Source organism: Pseudomonas sp. GW531-T4, from assembly GCF_017349615.1.
Classification (GTDB): domain Bacteria; phylum Pseudomonadota; class Gammaproteobacteria; order Pseudomonadales; family Pseudomonadaceae; genus Aquipseudomonas; species Aquipseudomonas chlororaphis_I.
In genome coordinates this window covers 123,737-144,536 of sequence record NZ_JACMZT010000015.1, presented here as the reverse complement: position 1 = coordinate 144,536, position 20,800 = coordinate 123,737, and the positions used below count along the sequence as shown (strand labels likewise).

Below are 20,800 nucleotides of genomic sequence, written 5' to 3'. Positions count from 1 at the left end.
ATGCCAAGCAATTGGCAGACGAAGATCGTCACGAAAAACAGCAGCACCAGGAACACCAGGGCGCCGGGATGCCGATCGAAAAACTCGCTGCCGCGCTCGCCGCCACCGTCATAGGCGGCGCTCGGCTCGTCCAGCGGATTGCCGCCCAGCACCAGCAACATGGCCGACACGCCGTCACTGATGCCCTTGCTGAAATTGCCGGCCTTGAAGGCCGGGGTGATCACCTGATGGATGATCACCGAGCTTTGCGCGTCGGTCAGGCGGTCTTCCAGGCCGTAACCGACTTCGATGCGCAGCTTGCGATCATCGCGGGCGACGATCAACAAGGCGCCGTTGTTCTTGTCCTTCTGGCCGATGCCCCAGTAGCGCCCCAGCTGATAGCCGAAATCCTCGATGCTGGTGCCTTGCAGGTCCGGCAGGGTCACGACCACCACCTGCTCGCCGGTGGACTGCTCGTGGGAGGCCAGCTCCTGGGTCAGTTGCTGGCGCACCGCCGGCTCGATCATCTGGGCGTTGTCCACCACCCGCCCGCTCAGCGCCGGGAACTTCAGCTCGGCCTGGGCCGTTATCGCAAACACCCAGAGCAACAGCACCAGGCCAACTCTCAACACGCGCATTGGAACCTCATCCGTGGTAACGCCGGGCCGGATCCCGCGGCCGCTCGTGCGATCCGCGGGCAGCCGCTGCTGATCAGAACTTCACTTCTGGCGCTTTGTCGGCGTCGGGGCTGGTGGCCTCGAAGGTCTCGCGCACCGGCAGGTCGCTGTACATCACGCTGTGCCACAGGCGGCCGGGGAAGGTGCGGATCTCGGTGTTGTACTTCTGCACCGCGAGGATGAAATCGCGACGGGCCACGGCGATGCGGTTCTCGGTGCCTTCGAGCTGCGACTGCAGGGCCAGGAAGTTCTGGTTGGCCTTGAGGTCCGGATAACGCTCGGACACCACCATCAGGCGGCTCAAGGCACCGGTCAGCTGGTCCTGGGCCTGCTGGTACTGCTTGAGTCTTTCCGGGTTGTCCAGGGTGCTGGCATCGACCTGGATCGAGGTGGCCTTGGCCCGCGCCTCGATCACCGCGGTCAGGGTCTCCTGTTCGTGCCTGGCGTAGCCCTTGACCGTTTCCACCAGGTTGGGGATCAGGTCGGCGCGACGCTGGTACTGGTTCTGTACCTGGCCCCAGGCCGCCTTGGCCTGTTCGTCGAGGGTCGGGATGTTGTTGATCCCGCAGCCACTGAGCAGGCTGCCGAGCAGCAGCAATGCCATCATCGGCCAGCTTGAGCACAGGCTCTGTCGTACGTTCATGGTGGTGACGCTCCTTGCAACCTAGGGGATGGAACCTGTAACCCTTTGAATCGAGTGCATCGACATAATCTGCCGCCACCACTGGATTGCATCGGGCCAATCGGCTAAAAGATGCCCAGCGCGAAAAAGAGTTCAGAAGTGTGCTGCATTTATCCGAACAACAATAGTCGTTCCTTTATTAGCCGCTCTCCCAATTTTCGGCCGCTCGACGCGTACTGATCGCGTCTGTTTTAGGCCCTAGAGAACAATATTCATGAAGAAGCTGTGTTTGCTGGGCTTGCTGGTCAGCCTGGCCAGTCACCCTGCCCTGGCCGCCACCACGCCGGTAGCGGCCCAGGAAAAACCCTTTTCCGATGCGGTCCTGCAGAACAAGGACGCCTTCATCGACAACCTGCTCAAGCAGATGACCCTGGATGAAAAGATCGGCCAGTTGCGCCTGATCAGCATCGGCCCGGAAATGCCCCGCGAGATGATCCGCAAGGAAATCGCCGCCGGCCGCATCGGCGGCACCTTCAACTCCATCTCCCGCCCGGAAAACCGGCCGATGCAGGACGCGGCCATGCGCAGCCGGCTGAAGATCCCGATGTTCTTCGCCTATGACGTGATCCACGGCCACCGCACGATCTTCCCGATCCCCCTGGCCCTGGCGTCGAGCTGGGACATGGACGCCATCGGCCGCTCCGGGCGCATCGCCGCCCAGGAAGCCAGCGCCGACAGCCTGGACATCACCTTCGCGCCGATGGTCGACATCTCCCGCGACCCACGCTGGGGTCGCACCTCCGAAGGCTTCGGCGAAGACACCTACCTGGTCTCGCGCATCGCCAAGGTCATGGTCAAGGCCTACCAGGGCGACAGCCCCAAGAACGCCGACAGCATCATGGCCAGCGTCAAGCACTTCGCCCTGTACGGCGCGGTCGAAGGCGGTCGTGACTACAACGTCGTCGACATGAGCCCGGTGAAGATGTACCAGGACTACCTGCCGCCCTACCGCGCCGCGATCGACGCCGGTGCCGGCGGGGTGATGGTGGCGTTGAACTCGATCAACGGCGTGCCGGCCACCTCCAACACCTGGCTGATGAACGACCTGCTGCGCAAGGAGTGGGGCTTCAAGGGCCTGGCGGTGAGCGACCACGGCGCCATCGTCGAGCTGATGCGCCACGGTGTCGCCAAGGACGGCCGCGAAGCCGCCAAGCTGGCGATCAAGGCCGGCATCGACATGAGCATGAACGACTCGCTGTACGCCAAGGAACTGCCGGGGCTGATCAAGTCCGGCGAGGTCAGCCAGCGCGACCTGGACAACGCCGTGCGCGAAGTGCTGGCCGCCAAGTACGACATGGGCCTGTTCGCCAACCCCTACCTGCGCATCGGCAAGGCCGAGCAAGACCCGGCCGACACCAACGCCGAAAGCCGCCTGCACCGCAGCGACGCCCGCGATGTGGCGCGCCGCAGCCTGGTGCTGCTGAAGAACGCCAATGAAACCCTGCCGCTGAAAAAGGCCGGCAAGATCGCCCTGGTCGGCCCGCTGGCCAAGGCGCCGATCGACATGATGGGCAGTTGGGCCGCTGCCGGCGTGCCGGCGCAATCGGTCACCCTGTTCGACGGCATGAGCAACGCCCTGGGCGACAAGGCGCAACTGATCTACGCCCGTGGCTCGAACATCACCGCCGACAAGGCCGTGGTCGACTACCTGAACTTCCTCAACTTCGATGCCCCGGAAGTGGTGGACGATCCACGCCCGGCCCAGCAGTTGATCGACGAAGCGGTGAAGGCCGCGCAGCAGGCTGATGTGGTGGTGGCGGCGGTGGGCGAATCGCGGGGCATGTCCCACGAATCCTCGAGCCGTACCGACCTGCACATCCCGGCCAGCCAGCGCGAGCTGATCAAGGCCCTCAAGGCCACCGGCAAGCCACTGGTGCTGGTGTTGATGAACGGCCGGCCGCTGGCGCTGCTCGACGAGAACCAACAGGCCGACGCGATCCTGGAAACCTGGTTCAGCGGCACCGAAGGCGGCAACGCCATCGCCGACGTGCTGTTCGGCGACTACAACCCGTCCGGCAAGCTGCCGATCACCTTCCCCCGCTCGGTGGGGCAGATCCCGACCTACTACAACCACCTGACCATCGGCCGGCCGTTCACCCCGGGCAAGCCGGGCAACTACACCTCGCAGTATTTCGACGACACCACCGGCCCCCTGTTTCCGTTCGGTTATGGCCTGAGCTACACCACGTTCAGCCTGTCGGACATGGCCCTGTCGTCGACCACCCTGAACAAGAGCGGCAAGCTCGACGCCAGCGTGACCCTGAAAAACACCGGCAAGCGCGACGGCGAAACCGTGGTGCAGCTGTATATCCAGGACGTCGCCGGCTCCATCATCCGCCCGATCAAGGAGCTGAAGGGCTTCCAGAAAGTGCAGCTCAAGGCCGGCGAACAGAAGGTGATCCACTTCAGCATCAGCGAAGACGACCTGAAGTTCTACAACGCCCAGCTCAAGTACGCCGCGGAACCGGGCGAGTTCAAGGTCGAGATCGGCCTGGACTCCCGGGACGTCAAGCAACAGAGCTTCGAACTGCTGTAACCCTCCCCCCGGCCTCGCTCCTATGTAGGAGCGAGGCTTGCCCGCGATAGCGATTTCCCTGACACACCGCGTTGCCCGCATCGCCAGCAAGCTTGGCTCCTACAGAAGCCAAAGCCGCGTCGCTTCTGTAGGAGCGGCCGGTCGACGCTCGATTGCCCGCGATAGCGATTCTCCTGACACACCGCGTTGCCCGTATCGCCAGCAAGCTTGGCTCCGACAGAAGCACAAGCCGCGCCAGGTCGGTGTAGGAGCGAGGCTTGCCCGCGATAGCGATTTCCCTGACACGCCGCGTTGCCCGCATCGCCAGCAAGCTTGGCTCCTACAGAAGCAGAAGCCGTACCAAGCCAGGGCGGGGTCAGTCGCGGCGATTGAGCAGGTTCACCACCAGCCGGTCCACCCAGCCCCAGATCCGCTGCTTGATCCGCCGCCACAGCGGGCGGTTCTTCCAGGCTTCGAGGCTGACTTCCTGGCTCTGGTCGAAGTCGGCGAGGAAGCTTGCAAGCACCGCATCGGTCAGTGGCATGTCGAGGGCTTCGAGGTTGGCCTCGAGGTTGAAACGCAGGTTCCAGTGATCGAAGTTGCACGAGCCGATGCTCACCCAATCGTCGATCAGCACCATCTTCAGGTGCAGGAAACGTGGCTGGTATTCGAAGATTTTCACCCCGGCCCGCAGCAGGCGCGGGTAATAACGATGCCCGGCATAACGCACCGACGGGTGATCGGTGCGCGGCCCGGTCAGCAGCAGGCGCACGTCCACCCCGCGTCCGGCCGCGCGCCGCAGGGAGCGGCGGACCTTCCAGGTCGGCAGGAAATACGGGGTCGCCAGCCAGATCCGCCGGTGCCCGCTGTTCAGCGCGCGCACCAGCGATTGCAGAATGTCCCGGTGTTGCCGGGCGTCGGCATAGGCCACCCGGCCCATGCCCTCGCCCTGGGCCGGCACGCGCGGCAGGCGTGGCAGACCGAAGTTCGACGCCGGCTTCCAGGCGGTGCGATAGCGGTTGGCGATCCACTGCCGGTCGAACAGCATCTGCCAGTCGAGCACCAGCGGGCCGCTGATTTCCACCATGACCTCATGCCAGTCGCAGCTGTCCTGCAGCGGGTTCCAGAATTCATCGGTCACGCCGGTGCCGCCGACCACCGCCAGCTCCTGATCCACCAGCAGCAACTTGCGGTGGTCGCGATACAGGTTGCGCACCCCGCGGCGCCAGCTCAGGCGATTGTAGAAACGCAACTCGACCCCGGCGCCGGTCAAGCGCTGGCGCAGGCCCATGGTGAAGGCCAGGCTGCCGTAGTCATCGAACAGGCAACGCACCCGCACCCCGCGCTCGGCGGCCTGGGTCAGGGCCTGGACCATGGCCTCGGCGCAGGCGCCCGCCTCCACCAGGTACAGCTCCAGTTCCACCTGCTCACGGGCCCGGGCAATCGCCACCAGCATCCGCGGGAAAAAACTCGGACCGTCGATCAGCAACTCGAAACGATTGCCTTCACGCCAGGGAAAGACCGCGCCCGCCATATCAGCGCGCCGTGAAGATCAGCACCGCACCCACCGGCACCGACAGGCTGATCGCCGACAGGCCGGCCGCCTTGCGCAGGGTTTCGAGCCCCGGCACCAGGTCGAAATCGGCAGCGTTGAGCACCAGCGGCTCCAGGGTCACCACCTGGAAGCGTCGATCGTCCAGGCGCGTGGCCAGCAGTTCGGCGGTGTATTCGTGCTGTTTGCCGTGCAGGGTGACATTGACCGGCAGACGCAGTTCGATCTGCGCGCCGGGCGCCAGGTCGTTGATCGGCCGCAGGTTGATTTGCGCGTTGATCAGGGCATCCGGATGCCGGTCGATCTCGAACAGCTCCTTGCGCATGCGCTCGTCGCGCAGCGGAATCCCGCTGTTGATCGAGTCCAGCTCGACTTCCAACTGCGCCATGCCCTTGGCGTCGACCTTGCCGTGCAGGACCAGGAAACGATGGACTTCGGAAACATTGGCATTTTTGGTGGTGACGAAAGACAGGCGCGAGGACTCGTTGTCCAGGTACCAGTTGGCCTGGGCCGGCCAGGCCGCGCAGGCCAACAGCAAAGCGGCCAGGGCCTTGGGGAAAGAGGCGTTGAACATGGAAGACTCATGGGGTCGAGAAATCTGAGCCGAACCTTAACCGGCCCGCGTGCGCTTGCAAACAGCGACAGGGCCGTGAACGGCGAATACTCGGAGTGCATAAAGACGAAAAAGATCCCCGGTCCCCTGTAGCCGCTGCCGTAGGCCACGATGGCCTTGCAGCGGCCCCGAACAGGGCAGCCGGTGGTCCGGATACGCCGCAATGCCAGGCCGAGCGGCTGAGTCTAGATCAAGCTGCGCTCGACATCGTGGACAGTCGCCTCGAGGCTCGCCAGGTGCAAACTCAGCACCCGCTCCACCGGCGCCTGGTCCATCGGCCAGTGCAGGGCCATGCTGCCCACCAACCGGCCCTGGTCACGAATCGGCAAGGCCACGGCGCGGATCAGGAACGGCAGCCGCACCGGGTACTCCCAATAACCCTCGGTGCGCTGGCCGAAACCCTGATGCTGGGATTGTTCGCAGGCGCGGTACTGGTCCTCCTGGGGCACCCGCTCGCGGACGGCCAGGCGCTGGACTTGCTCGTGATCCAGTTCGGCCAGGCAGGCCTTGCCCATCGCCGAATGGAACAGACTCGAATAGTGGCCGACGATCTGGCAGTTATGCGGGTAACGCTTGCGCAGCACTGCCGGGATCGAACTTTCCATGACCTCCAGGCGCTCGCCGTCGAAACACGACAGGTCGACCACCAGCCCGGTGCGCTCGCTCAACGCCTGCAACCAGGGTGCGGCGCGTTCCACCAGTTGCCGCTTGAAGCGTTGCTGCTGGTCGCCGAACAGCCGCCTGGCGCACAGCCGATAGCGCCGGTCGCTCAGGCCGCGATAGATCCAGCCCTGCTCCTGCAACGTCAGGAGCATGCGCGATACCGTGGCCTTGGGCAGCGCCGTCAGGTAGTGCAGTTCCTCCAGGCCCAGGGCCTGGTGCTGGCCCAGCAGCTCGACGATCGCCAAGGCCCGTTCGACCGAACGCACACTGCCGGTTTCTACCTTGCTGGCCATATGCCGACCTCCCTGATAAGCGGATGGATGAGCGTTTTACGCAGCAAGATGCGGGCCCGATAAACCCGCACACCCCGGTTCGAGGGTTACAACGGATGACCAGGCGGCCGGCGCCTGACCCACTGCGTCAGTTGTTCGTGGGCATGACCGAGCTGCAACACCGCCCGGTCGGCCTGGGCCGGGCCGATGATCTGCATGCCCATGGGCAAGCCCGCCGGATTGAAGCCGACCGGCACGCTGAGGCTCGGCAGGCCGGCCAGGGTCGGACCGATCACCACTTCCATCCAGCGATGGTAGGTGTCCATCTCCCGCCCTCCGACAAAGCGTGGCCATGGCACCCCTGCATCGAAAGGGAACACCTGGGCGCTGGGCAGCAGCAGGAAATCGTAACGTTCGAACAGGCGCTCCAGGGCCCGGTACCAATCGCTGCGAACCTGCGAGGCGCGGTAGACCTCCGCCGCGCTCAGGCCCAGCCCGCCCTCGACTTCCCACTGCGCCTCGGGCTTGAGCAGGTGGCGCTTCTGCGGGTCGGCATACAGCGGTCCCAGGTTGCCCTGGACCAGCCAATGCCGATGCACCAGCCAGCACTGCCACAGCGCCGCCATGGAAAACGCCGGCTGGCAGGCTTCGACCTCGCAGCCCAGTTGGCGAAAGTCCCCCAGCGCCGCTTCGCACAGCGCCAGCACGCCGTCGTCCATGGCCAGGTAGCCGTCAAAGTCCCCCAGCCAGCCCAGGCGCGCGCCGCGAAAATCCCGTTGCAAGGGCTCGTTGAAGATCGCCGGGTCGTCCTTGAGCGACAAGGGCACCCGCGGGTCGTACCCGGCCTGGGTGCCCAGCAAGCGCGCGATATCGGCCACGCTGCGGCCCATCGGCCCCTCGGTGGCCAGTTGCTGGACGAACAGCTCCGGTGCCGGGCCGTGAGGCACCCGGCCCTGGGACGGGCGCAGGCCAAAGACATTGTTGAAGGCCGCCGGGTTGCGCAACGAGCCCATCATGTCGCTGCCATCGGCCACCGGCAGCATGCGCAGCGCCAGGGCCACTGCCGCCCCGCCACTGCTGCCGCCGGCATTCAGCCTCGGGTCGTAGGCGTTGCCGGTGGTGCCGAACACCTTGTTGTAGGTTTGCGAGCCCAGGCCGAACTCCGGCACGTTGCTCTTGCCGACGATGATCGCCCCGCTGGCCCGGACCCGCGCCACGCAGATGGCGTCGTGGGCCGGTATCTGTTCGGCGAACAGCGGCGAGCCCAGGGTGGTGCGCAGCCCGGCGGTGGCCGCCAGGTCCTTGATCGCCTGGGGCATGCCGTGCATCCAGCCCATGGACTGGCCCCGGTCCAGCTGGCGGTCGCGCTCCTCGGCCTCGGCCAGCAACACCTGGCGCTCGCGCAGGGACACCAGGGCATTGACCCGGGGGTTGCAGCGCTCGATCCGGTCCAGGTAGGCCAACATCACTTCGCGACAGGAAAACCTGCGGGCGTGGATCGCCCGGGACAGTTCGACGGCGCCCAGCTCAACGATGGGCCCAAAGTCTTGTGCTGCGATATCCATCAAGGTTTCACCCCGAAATTCAGTGCGCTCGGTTTCTTCTCTTTGGGTGCCTCATGCAGGCAATAAGTGCCCAGCAGCGTCAACACGCAGGCAAACAATACATAAAACGCCGGGGCCACCGGGGTGCCCAGCACCTTGCTGAGCCAGGTCACGATCAGCGGGGCAAAGCCGCCGAAGACCATGACCGCCACGTTGTAGGCCACCGACACCCCGGTGGAACGCACCTGCACCGGGAACTGTTCGGCCAGCGCGGTCGGCGCCGGGCCGAAGAAGCCGCCGATGGCGCTGCACAGCAGCACCTGCATCACCAGCAGCCGCTCGATCGACGGCGCCGCGGCCACCCAGACGTACAGCGGGTAGACCATGACAAAAAACGCCAGGGTAAAGGCCAGCAACACCGGGCGCCGCCCCAGCCGGTCCGACAGGGCGCCGGACAATGGAATCACCACCGTCATCAGCGCCACCGCGAACATCTGCACCAGCAACACCTGGTCCAGCGGCAAGCCGAGGTTCTTGTGGGCGAAGGTCGGCATGTTCACCAGCACCACGTAGAACGACACCGTCGCGCCACAGGCCAGGCCCATGGACACCAGGATGCTGCGCCGGTGCTCACGTATGACCTGCATCAGGCCCGGGCCGTTGCCGCGCACCTGCTTGCGGGCCTCGACGAAGGCTTCCGGCTCTTCCATGTACTTGCGGATCCACAGGCCCACCGGGCCGATCAGCAGGCCGATCACGAACGGCAGGCGCCAGCCCCACAGATCGAGATCCTCGGGCGAAAACAGATGGGTGACCAGCGCCACCATCGCCGCCCCGGAGAACACCGCCAGGCATTGCCCGACCAGTTGCCAGGAGCCATACAGGCCCTTGCGATGGGCCGGCGCGCTTTCCACCAGGAAAGCCGTGGCGCTGGCGTATTCGCCGCCGGTGGCGAAGCCCTGCAGCATCCGTGCGACGACGATCATCAGCGGCGCGCCCATGCCAATGGCCGCGTAGTTGGGGGCAAAGGCGATCAGGGCGATGGACACCGTCATCAGGCGGATGATCAGCTGCATGGCGGCCTTGCGGCCTTTGCGGTCCGAATACATGCCCAGCAGAACGCCGCCCACCGGCCGCATGAAGAAGCCCACGCCGAAGGTGGCCAGGGCCATCAGCAGCGAGGCGTACTCGTCGTCGGAGGGGAAAAACTGCCGGGCGATGATGCTCGCCAGAAAGCCGTAGACGATGAAGTCGTACCACTCCAAGGCGTTGCCGATCACCGCGGCGACCACTTGCCGGGTACGCGAAACACTGGATCTCGAGGCGTGCATGAGCGCTGTCCTTCTATTCTTGTCGGGCCTCTCGGGTAACGAGTCGGGCCCTTATGGGAAGTGCCGGGCGCTACGGCGCCCGATTCAGCGGCAGAAGAAAGGGAAAACTCAGGCCGGCTCGAGCCAGCTCTCGGCCAGCGCGGCCCAATAGGCGGCGCCGGTCAGCAGGATGTCGTCGTTGAAGTCGTAGCCGGGGTTGTGGACCATCGGCCGGGACAGGCCGTTGCCGATGAACAGGTAGCTGCCGGGGCAGCGTTGCAGCATCCAGGCGAAGTCTTCGCTGCCCATCAGCTTGCGCGTGTTGCCGTCGACCGCCTGCTCGCCCAGCAGCGCCACCCCCACCTGGCGGGCGAATTCGGTCTGCTCCGGGCTGTTGACCAGCACCGGATAGGCCGGACGGTGTTCGATGCTGGCCGAGCAGCCAAAACTCTGGGCCTGGGTGTGGATGATCGCCTTGACCCGTTCGAGCATCTGCTCGCGCACTGGCGCGTTCAGCGCCCGCAGGCTCAGGCGCAGCAACGCCTGTTGCGGAATGACGTTGGCCGCCTCGCCGGCCTGCAGCGCACCGACCGTCACCACTGCCGCCTCCTGGGCATCGATGTTGCGCGCCACCACGGTTTGCAAGGCCATCACCACACTGGCCGCGGCCACCAGCGGATCGACCGTCAGGTGCGGCATCGAACCGTGCCCGCCCACGCCTTCCAGAGTCACGGTGAGCAGGTCCTGGGAGGCCATCATCGGCCCTTCGCGAAAGCCCAGGTGACCGGCCGGCAGCCCCGGCATGTTGTGCATACCGAACAGCGCATCGCAGGGAAAACGCTCCAGCAGGCCATCGGCGAGCATCGCTTCGGCACCGCCCTGGCCTTCTTCGGCCGGCTGGAAAATCAGGGTCAGGGTGCCGTCGAACTGGCGCGTGGCCGCCAGGTAGCGCGCCGCGCCGAGGAGCATGGCGGTGTGGCCGTCGTGCCCGCAGGCATGCATGCACCCGCTGTGGCGGCTGCTGTAGGCCACACCGCTGTTCTCGACGATCGGCAAGGCGTCCATGTCGGCGCGCAGGCCCAGCCGGCGCGGGCTGCTGCCGTTACGCAGCACACCGACCACACCGGTCTTGCCGATACCGCTATGCACTTGGTAGCCCCATTCCTCCAGGGAACGGGCAACCAGCGCCGCGGTGCGGTTCTCCTCGAAGCCGAGTTCGGGGTGGGCGTGGATATCCTGGCGCACGGCGCGCAGGTCGCTGGCGACGTCGTCGAGCCAGGCAAAGATATGCGGGAAACGGGTCATGACGTATCTCCTTGGCCGGGTGTAATCCCGTTCTTTTTTTCGGAGCGTCTCACGGTGCAGCAAGGCGTGATCGCGGCGTGCCCTCAGATAACCGCGAGCCGTCGCCTGCGACAATCAAATGTGGTTCCACAGGGTGGAACCTTGTGCGGGGAGCCAATCAGCACAGGGGCTGGCAGCCCCGGGAAAGGATTACCGATCGTTGCGTGGCGCCGTTCAGGGCTCCAGTCGACAGCCCTGGCGCTCGCTCAGCCAGACAGCGCTGTGGCTGCGTCCCAGGCCGCTGGCGCTCACCCGCTTGTGCTCGGCATCGTCGTGCAGACTTTTGAGCGGCAGGTACTGCTGCACATAACCTTCGCAGTACTCGGCAACGTTGTGCATCACGTAGCGGCAGGAACAGTACTCCTTGGCACTGTAGGCGCTGAGGATGTCCGGGAAGGCCCGCAGCGCGACCCGCTCGCTCCAGCCCCGGCCGAACAAGGCCAGCAGCGCCAGCAACAACAGGCTGGCGAAGGGATGGCGCACGACCCACGGACGCCGGCTCATGGCTGCACCTGCCGGGCGAAAGCCGCCTGGGCCAGTTTGAGCAGCTCGTTGTGGCTATAGCTGCCGTCGCGGTCGTCGGCATAACGCACGATCACCAGCCCGGCGCTGGGGATCACGTACAACGCCTGCCCCCAATGGCCCAGCGCCGCGAAGGTATCGGCCGGCGCGTCTGGCCAGGGCGATGGGGCACCACCGACGGCGCGATTGAGCCACCAGTGGCCACCGGGCACCAGCTCGTCCTGGTTCGCCTGATAACCGGCGAACGGCGTGCGACTGAATTCGACCCAGTCCCTGGGCAACAACTGACGCTCGCCCCAACGCCCGTCGCGCAGCATCAACAGGCCGACCCGCGCCAGGTCGCGGGCAGTGAGGTAGGCATAGGAGGAACCGACAAAGGTGCCGGTGGCGTCGCTTTCCCACACGGCGTGGGTAATGCCCAGGGGCTCGAACAGCGCCTGCCAGGGATAGTCGGCATAACGCTGGGCTCCCAGCATGCCTTTCAGGGCCGCCGACAGCAGGTTGCTGTCGCCGCTGGAGTAACGAAACACCTGCCCCGGCGGGCTGAAGGCCGGGTGCTCGGCGGTAAAGGTCGCCATATCGCCGTGGCCGCGGGTGTAGAGCATGGCCACCACCGAGGACTTGAGTGGCGCGTACTCGTAATCCTCCTGCCAATCCAGGCCCGAGGCCCAGTGCAGCAGGTCGGCCAGGCTGATGTCCGGATGCTGGCGCAACGCCGGAAGGAAGCGGACGGCCTTGTCCTGCAACTGGAAACGCCCTTCGCCATAGGCCACGCCCAGCACCGCGGCCAACAGGCTTTTGCTGATGGACCAGGTCAGGTGCGGGGTATCGGCACTGGTCGGGCCGGCGTAACGCTCATAGATCAACTGGCCATCGCGGATCACCAGCAAGGCATCGCTGCGGATGCCCAGGCGGGTCGCCTCGTTGCGGGGTGCGAAGGCGTAGGACTCCAGCGCCTCGAGGGCCGGGCCGCTGGCTGCGGGGCCCGTGCTCCATTGCGCGCCGGGCCAGTTTTCGGCCCAGGCCGGTGGGAGCATGAATAGCAGCGCGAGCAGCAGGGTCGAGCCTTTGAGCATGGCGGGAACTCGGGCAAGGGAACCCGCTGAGGGTAGACCAGGGAGATGACAGTTTTTTGCCACCCGCGGCCCTTCGGGCCTATCGCGAGCAAGCTCGCTCCTACATGAGCAGCGTCGCTTTTCTGTAGGAGCGAGCTTGCTCGCGATGGGCCGCGCAGCGGCCCCTCCTTTATAAGGCCAGCGCCTTGGCCAGGCGTTTGCTCCGCGCCCCCGCCGCCAGGTCCAGCACCGCTCGATCGCGCTTCCACAATTCGGCCCACTCCGGCGGGCCATCGGCAAAGGCTTGCTCAAGGGCCGGCTTGAGCCCGTCGAACTGGGCGAACAGCCCACCCAGCAACACATGCCCACTGCCCAGCGACGGGTTCTGCCGGCTGACTTCCGCGCAACCGGCGAGCAAGGCCAGCAATTGCAGGAGCAGGGTCTGCGGCCAGTCGTTGTCCTGGCCGACGCCATACAGCCAAGCCGTCATGGCGCTGAGCACATAGATGTCTTCCAGGGTGCGGAAGGGTTTGACGTAGGCATCCCAGCCGTCGCCCGCCAGCAGTTCGCACAGGGCGTTATCCAACTGCAGGCGGCCGTGGCTGATGTCCGGCATCAGCGGGATCGCCGGCAGCTTGTCGACCTTGACCCCAGGCTCGCCAGCGTAGACCACCGCCAGGCTCAGGCGCGGCGACTCACCTTGGGCCTCGCAGCGGGCGGCGATCAGCAGCCAGTCGGCGGCATCGCCCGCGGTGACGAAGTCCTTGCGCCCGCTCAGGTGCAGGTCCCGCAGCCGAGTCTGCATGTCAGCCGGGCGCAGGCTGCGCTGCTCGGTGGCACACAGTGCGCCCAGGCTCAGCGGCGCGCTGGGCCAGAGCATGCGCAACGCCGCCTGGTAGCCCACCAGGAAGGCCAGCCCCGGAGTGGCCATCAGCCGTCCGCCGCGCACCGCCAGCTCGAAGGGCGTCACCGGTCCCGACGCCTGTAACAACAGCTCCTGTAACAACGCGGCATAACCTTCGGCCAGGTCCGGGTGGGCGGGCAGTCGGCGACGGCTGTGCAGCAGGGCTTGCCAGGGCATAAGCGGGTCCTCAGGGGCTGTCATATAAGCATCACCAAAGCTTCATGGCGATGACACCGGGGCTACATAGCCTGACTTTGCACAACAAAGTCGATCGGCTGCAACCCAAGGCGGGTCAGTGGCCCGCACGGAGATTCACAATGACTCAGATCGCCCGCATCAGCGACACCGGCAATGAACGCCGCCTGCAAGCCGAGCGCCTGGTTGGCGCCGCGGCCCTGCAAGAAGCCCAGGCCCTGCGCTTCAACGTCTTCAGCGGCGAGTTCAACGCCAAACTGAAAGGCGCTGAGCTGGGTCTGGACATGGATGACTATGATGTCCACTGCAGCCACATCGGCGTGCGTGACTTGAGCAGCGGCCGCCTGGTCGCCACCACCCGCCTGCTCGACCACCAGGCCGCCAGCAGCCTGGGGCGTTTCTACAGCGAAGAAGAATTCAGCCTGCACGGCCTGGTCCAGCTCAAGGGCCCGATCCTGGAGATCGGCCGCACCTGCGTCGACCCGGCCTACCGCAACGGCGGCACCATCGCCGTGCTCTGGGGCGAGCTGGCCGAAGTGCTCAACCAGGGCGGCTACAGCTACCTGATGGGTTGCGCCAGCATCCCGATGCAGGACGGCGGCGTGCAGGCCCACGCGATCATGCAGCGCCTGCGCGAACGCTACCTGTGCACCGAACACCTGCGCGCCGAACCGAAGAACCCGCTGCCGAACCTCGACCTTCCGTCCAACGTCATCGCCGAGATGCCGCCGCTGCTCAAGGCCTACATGCGCCTGGGCGCGAAGATCTGCGGCGAGCCGTGCTGGGACCAGGACTTCCAGGTGGCCGACGTGTTCATCCTGCTCAAGCGCGACGAGCTGTGCCCGCGCTACGCCCGCCACTTCAAGGCGGCCGTGTGATGCGCCGGCTACGGGTCTACGGGCGCATCGCCCGCGTGCTGCTGGTGGTGGCGCTGGGCCTGAGCATGGCCTGCGTGTTCGGCGTGTTCGAGCGCCTGGGCATCGCCAATTCCATGGTCCGCCGCCAGCGCTGGTCGCGCTTTTTCATGGCGCGCCTGAGCAATGCCTTGCCCTTCGGCGTGACGGTGCACGGCGAGTTGCCCAAGCAGCCGATGCTCTGGGTCAGCAATCACGTGTCCTGGACCGACATCCCGTTGCTCGGCGCGCTGACGCCGCTGTCGTTCCTGTCCAAGGCCGAAGTGCGCACCTGGCCGGTCGCCGGCTGGCTGGCCGCCAAGGCTGGCAGCCTGTTTATCCGCCGTGGGTCGGGTGACAGCCAGTTGATCCGCAAGCAGATGACCCGCCATTTGCAGCAGACCCACCCGCTGCTGATGTTCCCCGAAGGCACCACCACCGACGGCCGCAGCCTGCGCACCTTCCACGGGCGCCTGCTGGCCAGTGCCATCGAGGCCGATGTGGCCTTGCAGCCGGTGGCCATTCGTTACCTGCGCGATGGCGATATCGATCCGCTGGCGCCCTTCGTTGGCGATGATGATTTGCTGTCGCACCTGATGCGCCTGTTTGCCAACGACCAGGGCCGGGTGGAAATCCATCTGCTCAAGCCGATTGCCTGCCAGGGCCAGGAGCGCGCCGCGTTGGCGTTCCAGGCGCAACAGGCGGTGCAGAAGGTCCTGTTTGGCGATATCGCCCAGCCAGCCGAACCACGGCGTGCCGGCGAACTGATTGCTGCCTGAACCCAGTACCTGTAGGAGCGAGCTTGCTCGCGAAAAAACCTGAGCCTTGAACCGTATTCAAGGGCCTCATCGCGAGCAAGCTCGCTCCTACACGGGATGGATGTGTTGCGCGGCGAATGCCTGCAACTGCGGGTAGAACGCCCGGAAGTCCTCGCTCAACGGCTGATACAGCCGCTCCAGCTCACCCATCGCCGCCGCCAGCTCTTCCGGGCGTGACAGGCGCCGGGCAATCCCACGCAACACCTGCTCCAGCACCTCGAACTCGCGGTAGGAACCCAGCCAGTCATGGGCGGCCATGTGCGGCGCGATCTGCGCCAGGCGCCCGGGCAATCGGGGTTCGGCCGCCAGCACCCGGTACACGTCCGAAGTGAACAGTTCCAACGGCCGGTCGGCATAGATCGCCCAGTCCCGCGCCAGGCAGTGGTCGAAAAACACGTCCAGCACAATGCCGGCGTAACGCCGGCGGGTCAGGGAAAAACGCGACAGCGATTCGCCCACCAGCGGATGGCGGTCGGTAAAGATGTCGATGCTGCGATGCAGCTGGATGGCCGCCTCGATCTCCGGGTCGAACTGGCCCTGCAGGCGCCCTTTGACGAAGTCGCCATACAAACTGCCGAGTAATTGACCGGGGCGCTGGCCGCCGAGGTGCAGATGTGCGAGATAATTCATTCGCGCAGCTTAGCACTGCGCCTCACATATCGTTATAACCCGATATACCGATTAACGCTGATCTAAGATCAAAATCATATTGGTATATCGCGAAATAGCGATTTAAAGTTCGCCTCATCGCGATATAACGTTTTACGGAAAACGAGCACCGCCATGTCCATCGACCTCGACGAAATAATAAAAGCCCTGGCGCACCCAGTACGACGAGACATCCTTATCTGGCTCAAGGACCCGAAGGTCCAGTTCCCCGATCAGACCCACAACCATGAGTACGGCATCTGCGCCGGACAGATCGACCAACGCTGTGGCCTGTCGCAGTCGACCGTCTCCGCGCACCTGGCGACCTTGCAGCGGGCGGGCCTGATCAGCAGCCAGAAAGCCGGTCAATGGCACTTTTTCAAACGCAACGAGGATGTGATCCAAGCCTTCCTCGAAGCGCTCACCCAAGAACTCAGCAGCAGACGCTGACAAGGACCCGACAATGCCCCTCTCGCTCCTCATCCTGGCCTTGAGCGCCTTCGCCATCGGCACCACCGAGTTCGTCATCATGGGTCTGCTGCCCGATGTGGCGAACGACCTGGGTGTGTCGATCCCCGGCGCCGGCTGGCTGGTGACCGGCTACGCCCTGGGCGTGGCCATCGGCGCGCCCTTCATGGCCCTGGCCACCGCCAGGCTGCCGCGCAAGGCCGCCCTGGTAGCGTTGATGGGGATTTTCATCGTCGGCAACCTGCTGTGTGCGCTGGCCAGTGACTACAACGTGCTGATGTTCGCCCGTGTGGTCACCGCCCTGTGCCATGGCGCCTTCTTTGGTATCGGTTCGGTGGTCGCGGCAGGCCTGGTGCCCGCCAACAAGCGTGCCTCCGCCGTGGCCCTGATGTTCACCGGCCTGACCCTGGCCAACGTGCTCGGCGTACCGCTGGGCACCGCCCTGGGCCAGCAGGCCGGCTGGCGCTCGACCTTCTGGGCGGTGACCGTGATCGGCGTGATTGCCCTGATCGGCCTAATCCGCTTCCTGCCGGCCAAGCGCGACGAAGAGAAGCTCGACATGCGTTCGGAACTGGTCGCCCTCAAGGGCGCCGGGATCTGGCTGTCGCTGAGCATGACCGCGCTGTTCTCCGCCTCGGTGTTCACCCTGTTCACCTATGTCGCCCCGCTGCTGGGCGAGGTGACCGGCGTCTCGCCCCAGGGCGTGACCTGGACCCTGGTGCTGATCGGCCTGGGCCTGACCCTGGGCAACATCGTCGGCGGCAAGATGGCCGACAAAAGCCTGTCGGGCACCCTGGTCGGCGTGCTGATCGCGATGGCCGTGACCAGCTCCGTGCTGACCTGGACCAGCGTCGCGCTGATCCCCACCGAAATCACTCTGTTCCTCTGGGCCACCGCCTGCTTCGCCGCGGTGCCAGCCCTGCAGGTCAATGTGGTGACCTTCGGCAAGGCGGCGCCGAACCTGGTGTCCACGCTGAACATCGGCGCCTTCAACATCGGCAACGCCCTGGGCGCCTGGGTCGGCGGCAGCGTCATCGCCCACGGCTACGGCCTGGTCAACGTGCCGCTGGCGGCCGCCGCGCTGGCGATCCTGGCCCTGCTGGTGACGCTGATTACCTTTCGCCAGGGCGGCAACGCCGATCTGGCTCCTGCGACCAACTGATACGTTCATCTAAAGAAGGGTGTATTTCATGACGACTATTTTCGATCCGATCAAACTCGGCGACCTCGAGCTGGCCAACCGCATCATCATGGCGCCGCTGACCCGCTGCCGCGCCGACGAAGGTCGCGTGCCGAACGCGCTGATGGCCGAGTACTACGTACAACGCGCCTCCGCCGGCCTGATCCTCAGCGAGGCCACTTCGGTGACCCCGATGGGCGTCGGCTACCCGGACACCCCGGGCATCTGGTCCAACGACCAGGTGCGCGGCTGGAGCAACGTGACCAAGGCCGTTCACGGCGCGGGCGGCAAGATCTTCCTGCAGCTGTGGCACGTGGGCCGGGTTTCCCACCCAAGCTACCTGAACGGCGAAGCGCCGGTCGCGCCAAGCGCCATCCAGCCCAAGGGCCACGTCAGCCTGGTGCGCCCGCTGGCCGACTACCCGACCCCGCGCGCCCTGGAAACCGCTGAAATCGCCGATATCGTCGACGCCTACCGGGTCGGCGCCGAGAACGCCAAGGCCGCTGGTTTTGACGGTGTGGAAATCCACGGCGCCAACGGCTACCTGCTGGATCAGTTCCTGCAAAGCTCCACCAACCAGCGCACCGACCAGTACGGCGGCTCCCTGGAAAACCGTGCCCGCCTGCTGCTGGAAGTGACCGACGCCGCCATCGAAGTCTGGGGCGCCGGCCGTGTCGGCGTACACCTGGCGCCACGGGCCGACTCCCATGACATGGGCGACGACAACCTGGCCGAAACCTTCACCTATGTCGCTCGCGAACTGGGCAAACGCGGTATCGCCTTTATCTGCTCCCGCGAGAAAGAAGGCGCCGACAGCCTCGGCCCACAACTGAAAGAAGCCTTCGGCGGCCCGTATATCGCCAACGAGCGCTTCACCAAGGACAGCGCCAACGCCTGGCTGGCCAGCGGCAAGGCCGACGCCGTGGCCTTCGGTGTGCCCTTCATCGCCAACCCGGACCTGCCGGCCCGCCTGAAGGCCGATGCACCGCTGAACGATGCGCGTCCTGAACTGTTCTACGGCAAGGGTCCGGTCGGCTATATCGACTACCCGACGCTGTAAGGCGCTTCAATTAAAAAGCCCCGGACTCGCGAGAGCCGGGGCTTTTTGCTGCCCCTCCTTTTGTAGGAGCGAAGCTTGCTCGCGATGGTAGTCAACGATAATGCGGTGTGCCTGAAGCTACCCGTTGCCCTTGGGTTTATCGCGAGCAAGCTCCTACAAAGGCGGGGCGCGATTAGCTGCGCTTGCGCTGGCCCCAGGCCACGGCCAGGCCGCTGAGGCAGATCACCGCGATCCCGACTATGGCGAAGCTGTCCGGGGTGTGATCGAAGATCAGGTAGCCGTACATGCCGGCGAACAGGATCTGCCCGTAGCTGAACGGCGCCAGCATCGCCGGCGCGGCATGGCGGAAGGCCTGGGTCAGCAACAGGTGGCCGAGCATGCCGCAGGTACCGAGGCCGATCATAAACAGGGCGTGCCACAGGGTCGGCGTACTCCAGAAGAACGGCAGCGCCGCGCTCATGATCAGGCTGTTGAGAATTCCGGTGAGGAAGTTGCTGGTGGTAGGGCTGTCGATCCCGCTGAGCTTGCGGGTGAGCAACTGATAGAAGCCGAAACACAAGGCCGAGCACAGCGGCAGCAGAATCGCCGGGGTGAACAAGGCGCCGCCCGGACGAATCACGATCAAGACCCCGACGAAACCGGCCAGCACCGCCAGCCATTGGCCGCGGGTCACCCGCTCGCCCAGCAGCGGCACGGACAAGGCGGTGACCAGCAAAGGCGCGAGGAAGTTGACCGCGGTGGCCTCGGCCAGGGGGATATAACGCAGGCCGGTGGTGAAAAACAGGCTGGTGCCGATCAGGCACAAGGCACGCAACAGTTGCAGGCCTGGCCGCTTGGTACGCACCACGGCGGAGAAACCGCTGCGCGGCACGAACACCGCCAGCATCAACAGCGTGTGCACCACATACCGGGCCCAGACCACCATGACGATGGGGTAGAACCCGGACAGGTATTTGGACAGGGTGTCATGACTGGCGAACAGCAAAACCGCCAGGCAAATCAGTGCGATACCTTTTACCGGTTGCTCGGCACCCTTGTAAGCCGCGGTACTTACACTCATTCACATACCCGCAACAATTTCCCTACAAAATACGTAGCTCGCTATCTATCAAGATAAAGTCGCCACGTATATAAAGGCATCCCGGTGAGTTGTGACTAATGAAACATCAAGCTTTATAACGCGCAAACGTTGACATCTGCCGACGTAATTCCGCATTTTGTCTCAATTACGCAGGCTGGGACTCAGGCGCAGCATGTCCAATCCGGTATCGATCCAGCGCTCCGCTTCCTTATGGAGTTCGAAACTGTCCGGCGCCAACAGCCACTGATAAAGAATGCCATCAATATAGGCGTGGATGCTGATGGCCGCCCGGGCAGTATCGAGGTTCTCGGGCAGTTGTCCCCGCTTCACGGCATTGCGCAACCCCAGCTCGATATGCACGTTGCAATCCAGGCTGGCCGCGCGACGCTGGCGCCGCATGTCGCACATTTCATCGGTGATTTCGCACTTGTGAAACAAAATCTCATTAATGCGTCGGGTTTTCGGGTCCAGGGCAATTTGATGAAACAAATGAATCAGCAGCTTGCGCATGCACCCCAGCGGATCGACTTCTTCTTCGTCTTCACTGGCCCTGGCCATTTCATTCAGCGGCTCGCGCAAGGTATCGAGCATGGCCTGCACCAGATCCGCCTTGTTGCTGAAATGCCAGTAAATGGCTCCACGCGTGACACCGGCCAACGCCGCGATATCGGCCAGGGTGGTACGCGCCACACCGCGCTCGTAGAAAGCTTTTTCGGCCGCCTCGAGTATCTGTTTGCGGGTTTCTTGAGCTTCCTCTTTGGTACGACGGACCATGGCAGTAAACCTCGATCAGGATGTTTCAGCGATGCATGAAGCTCATCTGAA

20 protein-coding genes are annotated in these 20,800 nt (G+C 64.9%); 6 read left to right on the top strand and 14 right to left on the bottom strand.

Annotated elements, in window-relative coordinates; genetic code table 11:
* A partial coding sequence (locus tag J4D28_RS14785; RefSeq protein WP_207246427.1) for a YgcG family protein occupies positions 1–617 on the bottom strand: 617 nt, incomplete at its 3' end.
* A gap of 73 nt (positions 618–690) precedes the next feature.
* Positions 691–1,299, bottom strand: a complete 609-nt coding sequence (locus J4D28_RS14780; protein ID WP_009047432.1) for a LemA family protein — start codon at positions 1,297–1,299, stop codon at positions 691–693.
* 253 nt (positions 1,300–1,552) lie between these two features.
* Here J4D28_RS14780 and bglX point away from each other — a divergent pair, with 253 nt between their 5' ends.
* On the top strand, positions 1,553–3,874 hold the full coding sequence (gene bglX, locus J4D28_RS14775) for a beta-glucosidase BglX (protein WP_016702084.1): 2,322 nt from the start codon (positions 1,553–1,555) through the stop codon (positions 3,872–3,874).
* A 355-nt stretch (positions 3,875–4,229) separates the two neighbouring features.
* On the opposite strand, the gene J4D28_RS14770 is transcribed toward bglX, so the two are convergent.
* The 9 genes from J4D28_RS14770 to J4D28_RS14730 form a co-directional block, all read right to left on the bottom strand.
* Positions 4,230–5,387 (bottom strand): phosphatidylserine/phosphatidylglycerophosphate/cardiolipin synthase family protein, encoded by a 1,158-nt coding sequence (locus J4D28_RS14770; RefSeq protein WP_028681787.1) that lies wholly within the window; start codon positions 5,385–5,387, stop codon positions 4,230–4,232.
* Position 5,388: 1 nt separating this feature from the next.
* Positions 5,389–5,979 carry a YceI family protein gene (locus tag J4D28_RS14765; protein WP_103331135.1) on the bottom strand — a complete coding sequence of 197 codons (591 nt, stop codon included), beginning with the start codon at positions 5,977–5,979 and terminating at the stop codon, positions 5,389–5,391.
* A 224-nt stretch (positions 5,980–6,203) separates the two neighbouring features.
* The gene (locus J4D28_RS14760) at positions 6,204–6,974 is read right to left on the bottom strand and encodes an IclR family transcriptional regulator (RefSeq protein ID WP_009047428.1); all 771 of its coding nucleotides are present in this window, start codon (positions 6,972–6,974) and stop codon (positions 6,204–6,206) included.
* 86 nt (positions 6,975–7,060) lie between these two features.
* Positions 7,061–8,518 carry an amidase gene (locus J4D28_RS14755; protein ID WP_016702081.1) on the bottom strand — a complete coding sequence of 486 codons (1,458 nt, stop codon included), beginning with the start codon at positions 8,516–8,518 and terminating at the stop codon, positions 7,061–7,063.
* The gene (locus J4D28_RS14750; RefSeq protein WP_009047426.1) at positions 8,518–9,828 is read right to left on the bottom strand and encodes a citrate-proton symporter; all 1,311 of its coding nucleotides are present in this window, start codon (positions 9,826–9,828) and stop codon (positions 8,518–8,520) included. The genes J4D28_RS14755 and J4D28_RS14750 overlap by 1 nt, the downstream gene beginning before the upstream one ends.
* 108 nt (positions 9,829–9,936) lie before the next feature.
* On the bottom strand, positions 9,937–11,112 hold the full coding sequence (locus J4D28_RS14745) for a M20 aminoacylase family protein (RefSeq protein WP_009047425.1): 1,176 nt from the start codon (positions 11,110–11,112) through the stop codon (positions 9,937–9,939).
* A 213-nt stretch (positions 11,113–11,325) separates the two neighbouring features.
* Positions 11,326–11,655 carry a hypothetical protein gene (locus J4D28_RS14740; RefSeq protein WP_009047424.1) on the bottom strand — a complete coding sequence of 110 codons (330 nt, stop codon included), beginning with the start codon at positions 11,653–11,655 and terminating at the stop codon, positions 11,326–11,328.
* Positions 11,652–12,749, bottom strand: a complete 1,098-nt coding sequence (locus J4D28_RS14735) for a serine hydrolase (protein WP_009047423.1) — start codon at positions 12,747–12,749, stop codon at positions 11,652–11,654. Before J4D28_RS14735 ends, J4D28_RS14740 begins: the two co-directional genes overlap by 4 nt.
* Positions 12,750–12,918: 169 nt before the next feature.
* A complete protein-coding gene (locus tag J4D28_RS14730; protein ID WP_009047422.1) occupies positions 12,919–13,809 on the bottom strand; it encodes an acyl-CoA dehydrogenase family protein in 891 nt (296 codons plus the stop codon).
* A 140-nt stretch (positions 13,810–13,949) separates the two neighbouring features.
* On the opposite strand from J4D28_RS14730, the gene olsB reads away from it, so the two are divergent.
* Both olsB and J4D28_RS14720 read left to right on the top strand, forming a co-directional pair.
* Positions 13,950–14,705 carry an L-ornithine N(alpha)-acyltransferase gene (gene olsB, locus J4D28_RS14725; protein ID WP_009047421.1) on the top strand — a complete coding sequence of 252 codons (756 nt, stop codon included), beginning with the start codon at positions 13,950–13,952 and terminating at the stop codon, positions 14,703–14,705.
* Positions 14,705–15,499 (top strand): lysophospholipid acyltransferase family protein, encoded by a 795-nt coding sequence (locus J4D28_RS14720; RefSeq protein ID WP_009047420.1) that lies wholly within the window; start codon positions 14,705–14,707, stop codon positions 15,497–15,499. The genes olsB and J4D28_RS14720 overlap by 1 nt, the downstream gene beginning before the upstream one ends.
* Before the next feature lie 87 nt (positions 15,500–15,586).
* Here J4D28_RS14720 and J4D28_RS14715 read toward each other — a convergent pair whose 3' ends face one another.
* Entirely contained in the window at positions 15,587–16,168 is a 582-nt protein-coding gene (locus J4D28_RS14715; RefSeq protein ID WP_009047419.1) for an ACP phosphodiesterase, read from the bottom strand.
* 153 nt (positions 16,169–16,321) lie between these two features.
* Between J4D28_RS14715 and J4D28_RS14710 the strand changes: the two genes are divergently transcribed.
* The 3 genes from J4D28_RS14710 to J4D28_RS14700 are packed head-to-tail and all read left to right on the top strand — an operon-like array spanning position 16,322 to position 18,894.
* Positions 16,322–16,636 (top strand): helix-turn-helix transcriptional regulator, encoded by a 315-nt coding sequence (locus J4D28_RS14710; protein ID WP_009047418.1) that lies wholly within the window; start codon positions 16,322–16,324, stop codon positions 16,634–16,636.
* Between the two features lie 13 nt (positions 16,637–16,649).
* A complete protein-coding gene (locus J4D28_RS14705; RefSeq protein ID WP_009047417.1) occupies positions 16,650–17,816 on the top strand; it encodes an MFS transporter in 1,167 nt (388 codons plus the stop codon).
* 28 nt (positions 17,817–17,844) lie between these two features.
* Complete coding sequence (locus J4D28_RS14700) at positions 17,845–18,894, top strand: alkene reductase (protein WP_028681793.1); 1,050 nt, start codon at positions 17,845–17,847, stop codon at positions 18,892–18,894.
* A 172-nt stretch (positions 18,895–19,066) separates the two neighbouring features.
* Here the strand turns inward: J4D28_RS14700 and J4D28_RS14695 are convergent, their stop codons facing one another.
* The gene (locus J4D28_RS14695; RefSeq protein ID WP_103331134.1) at positions 19,067–19,954 is read right to left on the bottom strand and encodes a DMT family transporter; all 888 of its coding nucleotides are present in this window, start codon (positions 19,952–19,954) and stop codon (positions 19,067–19,069) included.
* A 162-nt stretch (positions 19,955–20,116) separates the two neighbouring features.
* Positions 20,117–20,749 (bottom strand): efflux system transcriptional repressor EmhR, encoded by a 633-nt coding sequence (emhR, locus tag J4D28_RS14690; protein ID WP_009047414.1) that lies wholly within the window; start codon positions 20,747–20,749, stop codon positions 20,117–20,119.
* Between the last annotated feature and the right edge of the window lie 51 nt (positions 20,750–20,800).

What these genes read in the sequence shown, in the direction of transcription:
- J4D28_RS14710 (WP_009047418.1), top strand. Translation starts at nt 16,322, where the DNA reads ATGTCCATCGACCTCGACGAAATAATAAAAGCCCTGGCGCACCCAGTA.
- J4D28_RS14755 (WP_016702081.1), bottom strand. Translation starts at nt 8,518, where the DNA reads ATGGATATCGCAGCACAAGACTTTGGGCCCATCGTTGAGCTGGGCGCC.
- J4D28_RS14780 (WP_009047432.1), bottom strand. Translation starts at nt 1,299, where the DNA reads ATGAACGTACGACAGAGCCTGTGCTCAAGCTGGCCGATGATGGCATTG.
- emhR (WP_009047414.1), bottom strand. Translation starts at nt 20,749, where the DNA reads ATGGTCCGTCGTACCAAAGAGGAAGCTCAAGAAACCCGCAAACAGATA.
- J4D28_RS14700 (WP_028681793.1), top strand. Translation starts at nt 17,845, where the DNA reads ATGACGACTATTTTCGATCCGATCAAACTCGGCGACCTCGAGCTGGCC.
- J4D28_RS14745 (WP_009047425.1), bottom strand. Translation starts at nt 11,112, where the DNA reads ATGACCCGTTTCCCGCATATCTTTGCCTGGCTCGACGACGTCGCCAGC.
- J4D28_RS14765 (WP_103331135.1), bottom strand. Translation starts at nt 5,979, where the DNA reads ATGTTCAACGCCTCTTTCCCCAAGGCCCTGGCCGCTTTGCTGTTGGCC.
- J4D28_RS14735 (WP_009047423.1), bottom strand. Translation starts at nt 12,749, where the DNA reads ATGCTCAAAGGCTCGACCCTGCTGCTCGCGCTGCTATTCATGCTCCCA.
- J4D28_RS14730 (WP_009047422.1), bottom strand. Translation starts at nt 13,809, where the DNA reads ATGCCCTGGCAAGCCCTGCTGCACAGCCGTCGCCGACTGCCCGCCCAC.
- J4D28_RS14760 (WP_009047428.1), bottom strand. Translation starts at nt 6,974, where the DNA reads ATGGCCAGCAAGGTAGAAACCGGCAGTGTGCGTTCGGTCGAACGGGCC.
- J4D28_RS14720 (WP_009047420.1), top strand. Translation starts at nt 14,705, where the DNA reads ATGCGCCGGCTACGGGTCTACGGGCGCATCGCCCGCGTGCTGCTGGTG.
- J4D28_RS14695 (WP_103331134.1), bottom strand. Translation starts at nt 19,954, where the DNA reads ATGAGTGTAAGTACCGCGGCTTACAAGGGTGCCGAGCAACCGGTAAAA.
- J4D28_RS14740 (WP_009047424.1), bottom strand. Translation starts at nt 11,655, where the DNA reads ATGAGCCGGCGTCCGTGGGTCGTGCGCCATCCCTTCGCCAGCCTGTTG.
- bglX (WP_016702084.1), top strand. Translation starts at nt 1,553, where the DNA reads ATGAAGAAGCTGTGTTTGCTGGGCTTGCTGGTCAGCCTGGCCAGTCAC.
- J4D28_RS14705 (WP_009047417.1), top strand. Translation starts at nt 16,650, where the DNA reads ATGCCCCTCTCGCTCCTCATCCTGGCCTTGAGCGCCTTCGCCATCGGC.
- J4D28_RS14770 (WP_028681787.1), bottom strand. Translation starts at nt 5,387, where the DNA reads ATGGCGGGCGCGGTCTTTCCCTGGCGTGAAGGCAATCGTTTCGAGTTG.
- J4D28_RS14750 (WP_009047426.1), bottom strand. Translation starts at nt 9,828, where the DNA reads ATGCACGCCTCGAGATCCAGTGTTTCGCGTACCCGGCAAGTGGTCGCC.
- J4D28_RS14715 (WP_009047419.1), bottom strand. Translation starts at nt 16,168, where the DNA reads ATGAATTATCTCGCACATCTGCACCTCGGCGGCCAGCGCCCCGGTCAA.
- olsB (WP_009047421.1), top strand. Translation starts at nt 13,950, where the DNA reads ATGACTCAGATCGCCCGCATCAGCGACACCGGCAATGAACGCCGCCTG.